The 14,371-nt window shown below is 51.9% G+C and carries 10 protein-coding genes; 4 read left to right on the top strand and 6 right to left on the bottom strand.

The window, feature by feature from the left end; all coding sequences use genetic code 11:
- Positions 1-75 precede the first annotated feature (75 nt).
- Positions 76-648 carry a pentapeptide repeat-containing protein gene (locus MRY86_RS22435; RefSeq protein ID WP_293566490.1) on the top strand — a complete coding sequence of 191 codons (573 nt, stop codon included), beginning with the start codon at positions 76-78 and terminating at the stop codon, positions 646-648.
- A gap of 3 nt (positions 649-651) precedes the next feature.
- On the opposite strand, the gene MRY86_RS22430 is transcribed toward MRY86_RS22435, so the two are convergent.
- From MRY86_RS22430 to MRY86_RS22410, 5 genes are all read right to left on the bottom strand, one after another.
- Positions 652-2,580: a plastocyanin/azurin family copper-binding protein gene (locus MRY86_RS22430; RefSeq protein WP_293566489.1), complete on the bottom strand. Its 1,929-nt coding sequence runs from the start codon at positions 2,578-2,580 to the stop codon at positions 652-654.
- Between the two features lie 11 nt (positions 2,581-2,591).
- Positions 2,592-4,469, bottom strand: a complete 1,878-nt coding sequence (locus MRY86_RS22425; protein WP_293566488.1) for a DUF1080 domain-containing protein — start codon at positions 4,467-4,469, stop codon at positions 2,592-2,594.
- Between the two features lie 210 nt (positions 4,470-4,679).
- Positions 4,680-5,081, bottom strand: a complete 402-nt coding sequence (locus tag MRY86_RS22420) for a hypothetical protein (protein WP_293566487.1) — start codon at positions 5,079-5,081, stop codon at positions 4,680-4,682.
- 71 nt (positions 5,082-5,152) lie between these two features.
- Positions 5,153-5,851, bottom strand: a complete 699-nt coding sequence (locus tag MRY86_RS22415; RefSeq protein ID WP_293566486.1) for a hypothetical protein — start codon at positions 5,849-5,851, stop codon at positions 5,153-5,155.
- A 720-nt stretch (positions 5,852-6,571) separates the two neighbouring features.
- A complete protein-coding gene (locus MRY86_RS22410; RefSeq protein WP_293566485.1) occupies positions 6,572-7,831 on the bottom strand; it encodes a DEAD/DEAH box helicase in 1,260 nt (419 codons plus the stop codon).
- A gap of 293 nt (positions 7,832-8,124) precedes the next feature.
- Between MRY86_RS22410 and MRY86_RS22405 the strand changes: the two genes are divergently transcribed.
- Together MRY86_RS22405 and MRY86_RS22400 are read left to right on the top strand one after the other, a co-directional pair.
- A complete protein-coding gene (locus tag MRY86_RS22405; RefSeq protein WP_293566484.1) occupies positions 8,125-9,228 on the top strand; it encodes a hypothetical protein in 1,104 nt (367 codons plus the stop codon).
- A gap of 5 nt (positions 9,229-9,233) precedes the next feature.
- Entirely contained in the window at positions 9,234-9,689 is a 456-nt protein-coding gene (locus MRY86_RS22400; protein ID WP_293566483.1) for a hypothetical protein, read from the top strand.
- Here MRY86_RS22400 and MRY86_RS22395 read toward each other — a convergent pair.
- Positions 9,686-11,092 carry a hypothetical protein gene (locus MRY86_RS22395; RefSeq protein ID WP_293566482.1) on the bottom strand — a complete coding sequence of 469 codons (1,407 nt, stop codon included), beginning with the start codon at positions 11,090-11,092 and terminating at the stop codon, positions 9,686-9,688. The genes MRY86_RS22400 and MRY86_RS22395 overlap by 4 nt on opposite strands.
- A gap of 154 nt (positions 11,093-11,246) precedes the next feature.
- Between MRY86_RS22395 and MRY86_RS22390 the strand changes: the two genes are divergently transcribed.
- The gene (locus tag MRY86_RS22390; protein ID WP_293566481.1) at positions 11,247-14,099 is read left to right on the top strand and encodes a T9SS type A sorting domain-containing protein; all 2,853 of its coding nucleotides are present in this window, start codon (positions 11,247-11,249) and stop codon (positions 14,097-14,099) included.
- Positions 14,100-14,371 lie beyond the last annotated feature (272 nt).

The following is a 14,371-nucleotide window of genomic DNA, read 5'->3' as shown; positions in this document are numbered from 1 at the left end:
GCGCGAAGGTAAAGCTTTTTTACCTTTGACCAAGCCACGGACAATTATGTTTGTGTTAAACTAACACTAACCCTCATGAGCCTGCCTTTGACTGAAGATCAAACCTTTGAGCACCGGGATACCGCAACGGAGCCACTGCCCATCGGTATTTACATCAACTGTGTATTCCGCAATTGCCAGTTCACCAATGCAAATTTTATGGATTGCCGCTTTACGGAATGTCGTTTTGAGGATTGTGACCTGAGCAACGCAGAGGTGGCGGGCACGGCTTTCCAGGAAGTCACTTTTGCCGGGTGCAGACTGTTGGGGGTCGCATGGGAAGACTGCAAGCCTTTGTTGCTGCAGCTCCGGTTTGAAAAATGCCAGCTCGACTACGGCGTTTTTGGAGCCCTGCCGATGGAAGGCACTGTCTTTTCGGACTGCTCGGTACGCGAAGTGGACTTTACCGGCACCCCACTCAAAGGAGCCGATTTCAGTGGTTCTGACCTGACGAATGCCCGCTTTGAGAATGCCCAATTGCAAAATGCCGACTTCCGGATGGCAGAAAATTTCACCATCCATCCGGCCCACAACGACCTGAAAGGGGCGCGTTTCACCCGGCAGGAAGCATGGCGCTTGCTGCAAGGCTACGGCCTAAAGTTTGAATAGCCCCTACTCCACCATCAGCGTGCCCCGCATTACCTGTGCGTGCCCGGGAAAAGTGCAGACGTACATGTAGTACCCTGGTTCTTTGGGAGCGGTAAAATACAGCGTTTCGGATGTCTCTGGTTGCAGGATACCCGTGTGGTACAAAATCAGATCCGACTCCGGCACGTAGTTCATCTCCTCCCCTTTCAAACCCAGTTTCATGGACAACTCCGCCACTTTGTCCACCGCATCACCAGGCTTGACGATAACGAGGTTGTGCAGCATATCGTCGCTGTTGCTGAAGGTCAGTTTGACTTTGGCACCGGCGTCCACCATAAGTACGGTTTCATCGTACTTGAGGCCGGGTTTGGTCCCCAAATTAAGTTCTACATCCGGTCCATCTGTCCAGGAAGCGGGCATGGTATTGGGGCGCTTTGTAGGGCCGGCATCTGCAGCCCCATCCTCCGCAGAGCCTATAGCTACAGATTTCAGCTGTCCGCCCGGCACCGTATTAAGAGTGTAATAGCCGGTATTGTGCAACAGTGGCTTACCAGCACGGGAGCGCACGCCCTCCGCCACCACCTGATGTATGAAGCCAAGGCGCATGCCTTTCACCAACAAGCGGGCAGAAAGCCCATCCTCACTAAGCTCCACCTGATACACTTCTCCATCCTGCTGATCTACGATGGGGCTGCCGTAGGTCTTGTGGTATTCATAATTGAAAGAGGTGACCGCGTAGGAAGCCGGATCACTGCCCGTGCTTTTGCTCACCGGTTCTGTGAAGGTGAGCAGAAAACCATCGGGCTGCGCCTGCATAGTTTTGATTTCGAATGGCGTTTTGCCCGACCACACCAGCCGCTGCAAACCATAGGGCGCCTTACCGGTAGCGGGCCAGCCCCGGCTCGTCATGCCTATGAACATGCTGTTGTCGCTACCCCAGACCATCCGCAGAATGCCGGAAGCGAAGCCATCGATAAACCCGAATGCCGCGCCCTGATAGACCCCGTCAATCTCTTCCATGTACACCCGCATGATTTTGCTGTGCCCCTGATCGCCTACAAACCACTGCCCTTCGAAGGGGCCGAACTGGCCACCGGTATTGTCCACCAGAATATCAGAGGTGGAAATACCCAGAATGGTGTGCGGGAACCACACGGCGGGCGCTTTCACCGCAGGGACTTTTTTGGCGTATTCGAAAAGGGACATGCCCGGATAGTCCGGGATACTTTCCGCAGCCAGCTTGACCGGTGAATTGGGCTCAGAGGCCCAGCGGAGACCGGCCGGATTGCCGGCAAAATCGCCTTTTTCCAGGTGCGTCATCCGCCCGGAGCCAACCCAGTCGCCCTGATTTTCGGTATAGAAGATATCGCCTTTTTCATTCACCATAAAGCCCGCAGGAGAACGCAAGCCGGTAGCCAAAGGCTCCATATCGCCCTCTGGGGTAATCTTCAGCAGCCAGCCCCGCCATTTGGACAGGCTCGCGCCATGCCCAATCCAGGAGAGGTTGAGGGTCACCAGCATGTCCCCATCGGGCAGGAACTTCGGCCCGTAGGAATAGTCGTGGTAATTCCCCGAAAGGGGCCAGGAGTAGACCGTGCGAAAGACATCGGCTTTGCCATTGCCATCGCGGTCCTCCAGGCGAGTCAGCTCGCCCCGCTGAGTGGCGTAGAAACCGTTGTCACGAAAAGCCAGCCCCAGGGGCTCGTGCAGGCCTTTGGCAAACAAGCTGTAGTCTGGATTTTTGCTGTACGGGCGGTCAATGAGCCAGACTTCGCCCCGGCGGGTGGACACACCCAGCTGATCCTGATCACTGAGGGCCAGCCCGCCAACTTCCAGCACGACCTCATCCGGTATGGGGACATCAACGATTTTATAATAGGCAGACATAGGGTCTTGCTGTGCGAATAGGCTGCCCAGCAGGCTGCAAAATACAAGGGTCAAAAAGGCTCTCATGGTCTGTAAATTTACCAGATGATGTCGTATTCGATGGTTTGTGCACCAGGGCTGAGGGCGAGCAATAACTCCATTTGCCCGTTGGACTGCCGGAGTTTAGCTTCCTTTTCCCCAAGGTCGACCAGGTACTGATGGTTATTGACAGCATAAGTGCCATCGGGCAATTCCTCGATCGTCTTGCCATCGCCTAGTTTCAGCCAAAAGCCATCGCCATTGGTAATCGTTAGGATGCGGGTCAGACGGCGCTCCCCTGCGGCAGGACGGTGCTGTACGTTCACGGAAGTGCCATCCACCTGATACAGGAAGGTGGGGTGCCCTTCAGCGTCAAGTTCGTAGCCCTTCTGCCGATAGGTTTGGCCGGAAGTCAGGGTGTCCGGCCAGACGACTTTTCCATCTTCCAATGCGTACAATTCAGGGTCGCCGTGGAAGGCAATGGCCATGCCCAGGGGCTGCCCCAGCTGTGCCTCGCCCCGCTCGTGCCACATATCGGTGGCATCCAGGAAGCCGCCCGACCAGGCTTTGAGCAAGGTGCCCCGCTCTACGTCGTAGGCATAGTGAATGCCCTGCGGCGTGGCAACGGCTACGGTGTGCGTACGTTTTTTGCCTTCGTGCAGCATAAAGCAGCGCTGCAGGGTAGCCTCCGTTTCGGCAGCTATGATAATGGGCTCAGGTTTGGGGCCTTGTTTTACAGAGGCTGGGGTCGTAAGCGCATGCCGTTCGATACCCGGGCCTTCCACTTCCAGCCCAAAGCCCCGCCGCCAGCCAAGCCCGGGTTTGTGAAGGACCAGTTGAAACGGGACCGTCCCCGCTGAGAGACCGGTAATCGCCTTTGCTTTGGCACCCATGGAATAGCTATTATCCCGGTCAAATAAGGTATCCTGACCAACAATAAACCGGATGGCGGTGTGGTTGGCATAAGCGGTGAAAAGATAATCGCCGGTTGTGGGCACAGCTAATACGCCTTCATATATGAGGGAAAATCCAGCCCTGGCACCTGCCTGATAGAAGGAAATGGAATCTACCGGTATATTGGACTGTAACTCCAAGGTATCCCAATCGGGTAGCTCCTCCTGCCGGGTTTCGTATTGCGCTACGGTGAGGTTGCGGGTTTCAACCGGCGGATGATCGTACCGCTTGTACCGGATATTGCGGTAAGCAACCGGTCCGTGATCGCCCTGCAGCATAATGGGACCGGTGCGGGCTTCGGCTGTAAACGGCGCAGCACGGGTAGGCCCAGTCAGCTCCACGTTTTCGTGTACCTTGACGCCGTTGAGCCAGACTTCTTTAAAGCGAGCATTTTGCACCTTCTGCCCGTTATCGTCAAACCGGGGCGCATGGAACAGGATGCGCACCTGCTGCCACACCCCGGGCGCTTTCGCTGCATTCATTGCCGGTGGGTGGCCTTCGTATCCACGCTTGTCCTTTGGTGCATCATCGTCCCAGCGCTGATAAATGCCGCCCATATCGGAATGCTGCGGTGTTTCCACCCCCCAGCTGTCAAACACCTGTACCTCATAGCGCCCCTGCAGGTAAATCCCGGAATTAGAATTCTTCGCAGTCATCACCTCCAGCTCCAGTTCAATATCGCCGTGTTCAAAGGCAGTGAATAAATGGTCTCCGGACCTTGGCGGTGCGGTATTGACCACTACGCCCCTACCGTCGAGCGCCTCCATCGTCAGTTTTTTGGATCGGTCGGCGTAAGCCCCTCCGGCGATGGCCCAGTTCTCCGGGCCCGATTGAAATCCGGAAAAATCCGATAGGTCAACCGTGGTGAAAGGGAGGGCGGGTTCGGGCTCCGGTTCTGCCTCCGGCGGCAGCTCAGAGTCGGGGGTACAGGCAGACAGCCAGAGTAGGGCTAGCAGCCAGGCGAGGCGGTAATTTGCGTTCATACTTAGGGCTTTTCCGGCTTTGGGGCGGGCAATTGACTTGCCTAATATAGAGGATTTTTACAGCAAAAAGTAACCGTGGTGTTTTTTTGGCGGGAGACCTACCACCCCAGCGCAACGGTAATCACGAGGAGCATTTTTTGGGTCATCAGGATAGCGCGTTCTCGCCAAAGCGCTCCCGGCTGATGAACCAGAGATAAAGGCATTGAGCGGTCAGCCACCCGGGGAGTTTCGCCGGTGAGCTCGGAGGCGGCGCAGGCGAATTCGCCCCTGAATGAATTTCAGCCCACCCCAAACCAATGAAAGTGCCCCTAAGACGAAAAGCAGTTGTGGCAAAACCGGGGCGCCAACCAAAGCGGCAAGGTATAGCACGGGAGGGGATACGGATACAAGCCCCACTAGCAAAAAAAGCCCCGCGGTCTGAATATTGCGACGGGCTTCTTCCATTGTATAAGGCAGGGTATCGGCAGGCAGGGGCACGATGGACCCTTCCAGTGGAGCTATTGGCTCCTCAATCGTCATAGCGGAACGATGACCGCCCAGGGAAGATGCAGCGCTCGCAGCAGCGCAAAGAGCCAATGAGCAGCAGAACAGCAGGGGAAGTAGGGTTTTCATAAGCTGAGGTTTCTACCTCAAAATACGGAACTTTGGGTGAGCGCGCAAAACGGGAGCTGTGGATGGCCGTTTTAGCTTGTTTTCTTGAATAGATGTAATTGCCCGCCCGTATCAGCGGCTGCCAGGTAATCGCCATGTACTTTGGGCATGCCGATTTGGTATAACCCTTCGCCGGGATGGTCAAAAGCCCACTCCCAGTCTATCTGCCGGGTACGCCAGTTGAATGCCGTGAGCTTGATATCGTGCCCGAGCGTCCCGTCTGGCTTTTCGAATACCTCGTCTGAGGAAAAGTACAGGTGGTCGCCCTGACACACTGGCCGGGTCATAGCACGCAAGCGCTGCGATTTAAACCCGGAGGTACAGTCCTGTGCCTGCAGGGCTCCGGTCTGCAAGTCGATCTCCCAGTAGTAGTAACCGGTCAGCCCCAGTATCTTGCCTGCTTCCTCATGCAGCACACTATGCGCGGGGTTCGACAATACCGTAGACTGCTGCGGGCCAAGGGTGGTGCCGGTGGGGAGGGCATGCCAGGATTGGAGGAGTTGGCCGGTGGAGAGGTCGAGGGCGACTACAGCTGCAGCTTTTGTAGAGGTGATATAAGCGTAGTTTTTATAAACAAATATATCACTGATTTCAAAGTTGGGAAAAGGCCAGTTTTCAGCTTCAATTGACCAAACCAAGTTTCCGCTTTCAATTTCCCTGGCTTCTATTCCTGTATTCCGGTAGTTGTGCATTGACCTTAGTAATAATAAAGAGGCAGAAAGTTTACTCATCGTGGCTCTGACACTTTTCTCCCAAATCACACCAAGGCCTAAACGATACAATGCAATTGTTCTATTAACATAATCATGGCTGTGAAGTAATATACCTTGTGAGGCATCAAAAAAACTGGACACCCCAAAAGGTCCAATGTCTATCTTCTCCATCGTTCCTTTTCCATCTAGCCTAGCGACATATAAGCTATTATCAAAGGAATCTTTTACCGCTATCCGATCAGAATCAAGCTTTGCGACTGTCATGATCTTAGACGCTAATTTCCCTAATGAATTCGCCTCATGAAAGCCATGAATTAGGCTGGTTGAAAAAGCTTCATATTTATTATCCTGAACGAAAAGTCGATCAAAAGTCATTTCCCAGAATACTACACGGTCTGTAATCTTTTCGAAATTATTGTTAAGGCTAAAATCCAACATTATTTATTCAACTTTGATGAAGTTCAAGAATGGATGATCTAACAGCATACCTGCGGATGCCATGTTTTGCAATTGTGTAGCATTAAAAATATCGAAGCTAACAAATAGGTCCTCGTTGGCAGTAAAAACCTCCTGCGCCTTCCCCCCATCACTAAGCATACCCTGAAATTCCTGCCTAATGGCATTCCCCGCTGCGGCTAAATCCGAAAAAACAAAGCCGCCAAGCCCACCAAAGAACGGGTTTCCCCGCTTTCTCAGGTAGCCTTGGCGGCCTTATTAACGCTGAATTACAGCTCGTAATTAGTTCCGGCGCCGGTTATTATTGCGCCGGTTATTGCGGTTGCCGCCCCCGGAAGAACGACCGGAACGTTGGCCTCCGCCACGGTTTTGCCCATTGCTGCTGACAGGCTCCGGTGTAGCACCATCATCCGGGAAAGGATGCTCACTGACAACGGGAATAGACTGCCCAATGAGCTTTTGAATGTCTTTGAGGTAGGCGCGCTCTTCCGCATCGCAGAAGGAAAGGGCTACGCCGCTTGCATCTGCCCGCCCGGTGCGGCCGATGCGGTGTACATAGGTTTCCGGTACATTGGGCAGGTCGAAGTTGACCACGTAGGACAGTTCGTCTACGTCGATGCCACGCGCCGCAATATCGGTGGCGACCAGTACATTCAGGTTGCCGTCCTTGAACTTTTGCAAAGCCTTTTGCCGGGCACCCTGAGATTTGTTCCCATGGATGGCGGCGGCATTGATGCCTGCTTTATCCAGCTGATTGGCGATGCGGTTGGCTCCGTGCTTGGTACGGGAGAAAACCAGGGCTGAATCCACATCATTTTCCTTGAGCAGGTGCAGGAGCAGCTTGCGCTTGTCCTTTTTAGTGACGAAGTAGACATTCTGCTCTACCCGTTCGGCGGTTGCCTGCTCCGGCTTAATGGTGATGCGCTCCGGCTGCCCCAGAATGCCCTTGGAGAGCTTCAGGATTTCCGGTGACATCGTAGCAGAGAAGAACAGAGACTGCCGGTCTTGCGGCAACTGCTTCACGATTTTCTTGATGTCATGGATAAAGCCCATGTCGAGCATGTGGTCAGCTTCATCCATTACCGCAAACTGCACATGTTTCAGGCTAATGTAACCCTGCCCCATAAGGTCAAGCAGACGCCCGGGAGTTGCGGTAAGAATGTCAATGCCTTTGCTCAGGGCACGCGTCTGCGCCCCCTGCTTTACGCCACCAAAAATGACCGTATTGCGCAGGTCGAGAAACCGCCCGTATGCCGAAATGCTCTCATCAATTTGAATAGCCAGCTCCCGCGTAGGCGCAACGATCAGGCATTTGATTTCACGCCTGCGGCGGTCCCAGCTTTGGTCCTCGTACATTTGCTGCAGGATGGGAATGGAAAAAGCTGCAGTTTTTCCTGTGCCAGTCTGCGCGCAGCCAAGCAGGTCTTTACCCTTAAGTAGTTTTGGAATGGCTTGCTGTTGGATAGGTGTGGGCTGTTCGTAGCCCTGAGCACGAAGTGCTTTAAGAATGGGATCAATAATCCCGAGATCTTGAAAAGTCATCGAATAAATTGAAATGCCTAAGCTTAAACAGTTTGACGGGAATGGGAGGTATCAATCATTTATAAAGGTATCTTACCTTGCCGTCTCACCCACTAAAGATAGGTCAGTTAAAAAAAGGTGGGAGTAGGCTTTTGTTGGAGCACGCTCCCCATCTCCGGGTAATCTGTTACCCCTGAGAGATGAATGCAGGTGCAAATATACTCTAAATAGTTGAGACTATTCTAATATTGTCCGATCAGGAAGAAAGTAATAACTTTGCACACTGATTTTTCTGACAAAACTGAGGTATGAATATGAATGGTGTAAAGTTTGGGATACTGTTTGGCCTCATTGGCACGCTGGTTTTCAGTTCCTGCGATGATGATGGGTTCGAATTCGACATAGCAGAATGTAAGCCGGAAGAATTTTTGGACAATTGGTCCCTGGATGTGATACAGCCCAATATTGCGTCCAACTTCCTGCCACAGCTCAATAATGCAGACTTCACCACCACTTCTGTTGGCTACGCCGTGGGCGAATTGGGCACCCTCATCCGTATCAGCGGCGATGGTGCAGTTTGGGAAGTACAGCTCACCGGCCAGGAAACAGATGCGCTTACGGTACAGGCTTTGCTATCTGTAGACTTTTTTGCGGAAGACCAGGGTTTTGCCGGCGGGTCGGACATTTTGCCTCAATTTAGTGAAGAGCGCGATTCCGGTGCAGTCTTTCTCTCTACCGTTGATGCCGGACTGACCTGGGAGCGCCGCTATGTGGATGAGGTGCGCCGGTTTATGGACCTGGAGTTCTACAATCCGCTGCTTGGCTTGGCACTTGTCCTGCCCGAAAGTGCAGGCAGCGATAGCGATTACAGCATCGCCCGCACAGAAGATGGTGGCGAAACCTGGGCGATTGAGGAGCTGCCGGAAGAATTTGGCTTCCCTCGTTTCCAGCGGGCCAGCAACCGTATTTTCATCCCCATGAACCGCCGGTTCTGGTTTTCGGATGACCGGGGCGAAACCTGGACAGAGCGGACTACGCCAGTTAATACCATTGAGGTCTTCTACTTTGCTACGCCTGAGGTGGGCTTCGTGGTGGGCGAAACCACCGCATTCAGAACCACGGATGGCGGACAAAACTGGGAGGAAATGCCCCTGCCCGTTGAAGGCGGCGGCGGCATCATGCACTTTGTGGATGAGAATCAGGGCTTTTTCCTGCGCAGCGTGATCAGCCAGGAGCCAGAGACCGGCATTAACTACCTCAGTGGCGTGCAGACACTCGAGACGCAAGACGGGGGCGCTACCTGGACCGTGGTGGCAGAAGAAAGCGGCTGCCTGGTCAATGGGGAGGTAACCTTCCCTTCTTCCGTCATTGGTTATGTAGTGAACCCGAATGCCATTTATCGTTTCGTAAAGCAATAACCACGATGGACCCCATTTTCAAAAAGCTGAACTACAAGGGCCAGGGGCGCCTGATGGTAATAAATGCACCGGAAAGCTTTGCGCCCCATCTGCAAGCCATGGAAGGAACAGCTCAGCTGGACAACAGCCTGAGCACCGCAACCGAGGTGAACTGGCTGCTGGCATTCGTCACCCAACCAGACGAAATCACCGCAATTGCCCATCAGCTAAGCGGAAGGCTGGAAGGTGACCCAACGCTCTGGTTTGCCTACCCTAAAAAAAGCTCCAAAAAGTATGATTCTGAAATCACCCGGGACCACGGCTGGGCACCTTTGGGCGCGCTCAATCTGGAGCCCGTCCGTCAGGTGGCGGTCGATGAGGACTGGAGTGCCCTTCGCTTCCGCCGCGTGGAGCACATCAAAAGTATGAAGCGCCGGAGCAGTATGCGGATTAGCCCTGAAGGGAAGAAGCAGGAGGACTAAGCTTTCCATAATTGCTCAAGCAGCCAATGTTTTTCAGTAAGTGGCTGGGTTTGCTCAATCCTTGCCCTGAGCGTCTCTTTAGCGGAAGGGAGGTGTGGGTTTAGGGCCAAAATTTTCTTCAGCAGAGCTGCAAAATTGCGATAATTGTTGCGATGGTAGGTTAGTATATCCTTGCGGGCCAGAAAGGACGTCATGGCATCCAGCTGAGACTCCAGCGCGTCCCATGCCCCGGTGACATAAAGCGTTTTTTGCAGCAGGGTTTTAGCGGCCAGATTGAGCAGTAAGTCCTTGTAGTTAGCGCGCTGTAAGAGTTGAAGGACATCCCCGTAGTGCCCTTTCTCATAAGCGAGTCTCGCACGGCTGAAGCTGTACATGCTTTCCTGCTGCTCTTTAGGCAAATACTTTTTGTAATGTTCAATAAAAGCGTCAGCCCATTCCAAAGCGCCGATGGAAACAGCCAGGGCTACTGCATTCCGGTAGGTGAAGCGCGATAGAAACCCATCAGAAAGCAGCACACCGGAGGAAAGCCCCTTTTGGTAAAGGTCCAACCCTTCCTGGGCATATTCCAATCCGCCAGCATTGAATTTGCGTATACAATAGTTCAGCCCCAGCAACAGCAAGTCCCTGGTTTCAGATTCCGGGAACCTGAACCAGTGCCTAATTAACTGATCCTTAAAGGCCTGAAAGTCCTTTTCTGTACCATCTGGCGAGAGGGCATAGTAGCAATGATAGTAAACACCGATGGCAGGGAGGCCCAGTAAGTCTCGCTGTTTGGCGTAAGCCAGCACTTCCTGCAGCAAGCCAAAATCATAGTCCGTTTTGTAAACCGCCTGATGGCTCAGCAGAAAGCAAGTCTGCCGTAATTTTTGGGCAATGAAAGCGACGTCTGTCGTATCGGACACTTCCTGCAGGTTGTGGCTAGTCACTCGTTTTTGGCTGGAGGAAAACAAATAATTCTCCCATTGCAACTGATATTGCCACTGATAATACTCTACATGACGGTGCGGCTGGGCTTCAATTTCCCGCCGGGCTTTGCGGAGGGTTTGTTGAAAATGCTTAGGCATTCTCTTTTCCCGATAGGCGGCAGACAGCTCAATTTGCTGCTGAACAGAGGAAAGCAGATGAGGCGCAAGTGCCAGGTATTGTTCCACCAGCTTCATGAGCCAGCTCATCAGATAGCGGATACGCTGTGCATCATATGGCTGATCGGGGAAAAGATGCCTGGAAACTGATTCTTTGGTAGGCACATCGCCGATCCAGTAGAGTTGCTCTTGCAAGAATGACCAGAACTCGACCACATCCTGACGTTGATTAAAGAGTGGAGAACGGACCAGTTTATCAAAAATGGCCACTTCTTTTTTACTTAATTGCCCTAAAATAGAAACAAGCTTGCTTTCTTTCAATTTTAAATAATTTATATGTATTTGATAAAAATAACCTTATAGCTCAATATTTAAAAGTCATTCCTCTAAAATTCAAGAATCTTGCTTTGATAAATAGTGTTTTTTGTATTTGCATCCTGGCCCTACTCCCCCAATCTTTGTAAAAAAAAAAACCATGAAACGTTTATTTTTACTTGTAATCCTAGGACTTGTTACCTCTGTTCACTTTTTACACGCGCAAGGCTGGCGTAAGACCTACAGTCTGGAAGACTACGTCGGGGGCTGGATCAGCGATGTACATGCCACCCCGGATGGCGGCTACTTGCTTTACGGGAACGAAGCGGCCATTTGGAAAATTGATGCTTACGGCAACACCCAATGGTCTAAGTTTCTTCCAGTGACAGTGACTGGGCAAGTGAATAGGCGAGGTCAAATGCACATCCTCGGTGACAGTGCCATTTACATTACTGGCATTTTTGATACACCCACCCCGCTTCCCGGAGTCATGCGACTCAATATGCAGGGTGAATTACAATCGCTCCAATATTACCCTGATTTAGAGCAATTGCCTAATTCGATTACTTCCACAGTTTTCACGCCTACAATTGATGGGCACTTCATCATGCATCGTGAATACCTAACAGGTCCCAACAACAACTATACGGTCTTGTTGAATAAGGTCGATCTGCAAGGCAATGTGATTTGGGAACAAACCTATTTTGTGCAGGGTGCGTCTATCTTTCATAAGCCCTACCTCGCGGAGATTTTGCCATTAAGCGACGGTGGGTTTATGGCAACAGGAACCGCTAGACAGGCTGACGTAGAGGTGGCTCACCTGACTCGTTTCGACGCAAACGGGCAGGAGCTTTGGCAGGTGATTTACGGCGATGAAAGTGAGGAATACAATGCCTTTGCAATAGCACAAGACCATGATGGGAATTTTGTCTTCGGTGGAGGAATACCTGATATTGAACCGGGTTTTATTAAAAAAGTTACTCCAGAGGGCACTGAAATTTGGCACGCTGAGACCGCTGATGCGGTAACAGATATAGACCAACTGCCTGCGGGTGGCTACATTCTCGCAGGATCTATGGGGACTGATAATCCTTTCCCAATTAACGAAACTGGGTTTGTATCCAGAGTTGAGGAAAACGGAAATACGCTATGGACACATATCGAAAATGCTTCTGTATTCTTTCCCTTTTATAGATTTGCCGCGGTAACCGAAAGTGCAGATGGAACGGGCTATGTAGCTGTAGGCTATAATGATTACCGCCCCTTCGCCGTCAAACTAGACAGCAATGGCAATATGTACACCAATATATTGCAAGGCACGGTGCAGCGGGATGAAGATGCCGATTGTGCTTTTGACACCACTGCTGCTCCACTATTGGGCTGGAATGTCACCGCGTCTAATGGCACTATGGATTACTATGCCACTACCGATTCCAATGGTTTTTACACCATGACGGTGGATACTGGCAGCTATTCTATTTCCATCACCCCTCCCAATGATCTTTGGGTGCCTTGCCAAACCACTATAGATACCTTACTGGAAGGCTTCTACGAGGAAACAGCTGTCGACTTCTATGTACAGGCAGCAGTAGAGTGCCCACTGATGTCGGTGGATGTATCGGTGCCCTTTCTAAGGCGCTGTTTCTCCAATACCTATTCGGTCCGTTACTGCAATGAAGGCACTGCCGTGGCTAACGACGCTGCCGTGGAAATCCAACTTGATGAATTCTTAACGCTGGAATCTGCGGAGTTGCCCTATTCGACAACCGGAGATCAGGCTTACCGGTTTGAGCTGGGCGATCTTCCACCGAATGCCTGCGGACAGTTCAAGTTTACGGTATACGTAGACTGTGACAACACAGAGCTCGGGCAGACCCACTGTGTAGAAGCATTCGTTTTTCCCGATACGCTTTGTGTGCCCAAGCCCCCTGCCCCGCTGATATCCGCAGACAGTCGTTGTGATGGCGACTCTGCCGTCTTTACGCTCCTGAATATTGGAGATGCGGATATGGAAAGCAGTGCTCCCTATATCGTTATTGAAGATGATGTCATGTTTTTCACTCAACCCTTTGAGCTTGAGCAGGGAGAATCCATCGAAATCCGTCAACCTGCCAACGGTGCTACTTACCGGCTGCAGGCGCCTCGCAGTCCCGGCTTTGCCCCGGGAGAACTGATCAGCTCCACCCTGGAAGGTTGTATCTCCGATAATCAGGTGATTTCTTTGGGCTTTTTCAACAGCTTCCCCTTGTACGGCAACGGCGGTTTCACCGATTTGGAATGCCGGGCGAATATTGGTGCCTACGACCCCAATGACAAGCAGGGCTTCCCTAAAGGTGCTGGCCCCGAGCACTTCATTGAGCCAGGTACCCGCCTGGAGTACCTGATCCGATTCCAAAACACAGGTACAGATACTGCCTTTAATGTAGCCATACGGGATACCCTGTCAGCATGGCTTGCCCCTGCGACCCTTACGCCTGGCGCCAGCAGTCACCCCTATACCTGGAAGCTGGCGCAGGACGGCACACTCCTTTTTGAATTCGATAATATCATGCTGCCTGATAGCAACGTGAATGAGCCGGCTTCACATGGGTTTGTAAAGTTTGGTATTGATCTCAAACCTGACGCACCGTTAGGTACAGCGATCTCCAATCAGGCCGCTATTTATTTCGACTTCAATGAGCCTATTTTTACGAACACCACCGTTCATCGGATAGCCGTCGACTTTTTGGAAAACTCCACAATGACCTCAGTGGAAGCCCCTGACCAGGCATCGGGCAAAATACAGGTGGCCCCTAACCCGGCTAACCAAGTCATCCGGTTTGTAAAAATGGAAGATCAAAGTTCATTTGCTCAAATTGTCATCTATAACTCCAATGGGCAGCGCCTCGCTGTTTATCCTTTCCTGGAAACGGAAAAAGGCATACGTGTAGATCAATGGCCAAATGGCCTCTACCTTTACGAAGTCCGTTTGGGTACTGACCGGACAACAGGGCGGTTTATGATTCAGCGATAATCACAACCTCAATTATTGAATTGAAGATGAGGGCGGCAGGTATTCCTGTCGCCCTCATTGTCTTGGCCTAATAATCCGGGCTGATTGGTGGTCCGGCTTCACCCCTTTATGGCATCACTGCACTTCAAGGTGTAAACGTAAAACTGCTGCTGTTCCATGGTTTATTGAGGTTGGAGCGCGGGGGCGGACGCTGTCCGCCGTAGCCCGATGGAGAAAAAACGCTTCAAATACAGAAAGAAAATCCCAGACAAAAAAAAAGCCCGACTTTGCGT

The organism is Phaeodactylibacter sp., assembly GCF_022763345.1.
In the GTDB taxonomy this organism is placed as follows: domain Bacteria; phylum Bacteroidota; class Bacteroidia; order Chitinophagales; family Saprospiraceae; genus Phaeodactylibacter.
The sequence above is the reverse complement of the archived record's forward strand: the minus strand, read 5'-3'. Positions and strand labels throughout refer to the sequence as shown.

Coding starts and splice junctions, on each gene's coding strand:
- MRY86_RS22420 (WP_293566487.1), bottom strand. CDS start 5,081: ATGAAAACCCTACTTCCCCTGCTGTTCTGCTGCTCATTGGCTCTTTGC.
- MRY86_RS22435 (WP_293566490.1), top strand. CDS start 76: ATGAGCCTGCCTTTGACTGAAGATCAAACCTTTGAGCACCGGGATACC.
- MRY86_RS22405 (WP_293566484.1), top strand. CDS start 8,125: ATGAATGGTGTAAAGTTTGGGATACTGTTTGGCCTCATTGGCACGCTG.
- MRY86_RS22415 (WP_293566486.1), bottom strand. CDS start 5,851: ATGAGTAAACTTTCTGCCTCTTTATTATTACTAAGGTCAATGCACAAC.
- MRY86_RS22425 (WP_293566488.1), bottom strand. CDS start 4,469: ATGAACGCAAATTACCGCCTCGCCTGGCTGCTAGCCCTACTCTGGCTG.
- MRY86_RS22430 (WP_293566489.1), bottom strand. CDS start 2,580: ATGAGAGCCTTTTTGACCCTTGTATTTTGCAGCCTGCTGGGCAGCCTA.
- MRY86_RS22390 (WP_293566481.1), top strand. CDS start 11,247: ATGAAACGTTTATTTTTACTTGTAATCCTAGGACTTGTTACCTCTGTT.
- MRY86_RS22400 (WP_293566483.1), top strand. CDS start 9,234: ATGGACCCCATTTTCAAAAAGCTGAACTACAAGGGCCAGGGGCGCCTG.
- MRY86_RS22410 (WP_293566485.1), bottom strand. CDS start 7,831: ATGACTTTTCAAGATCTCGGGATTATTGATCCCATTCTTAAAGCACTT.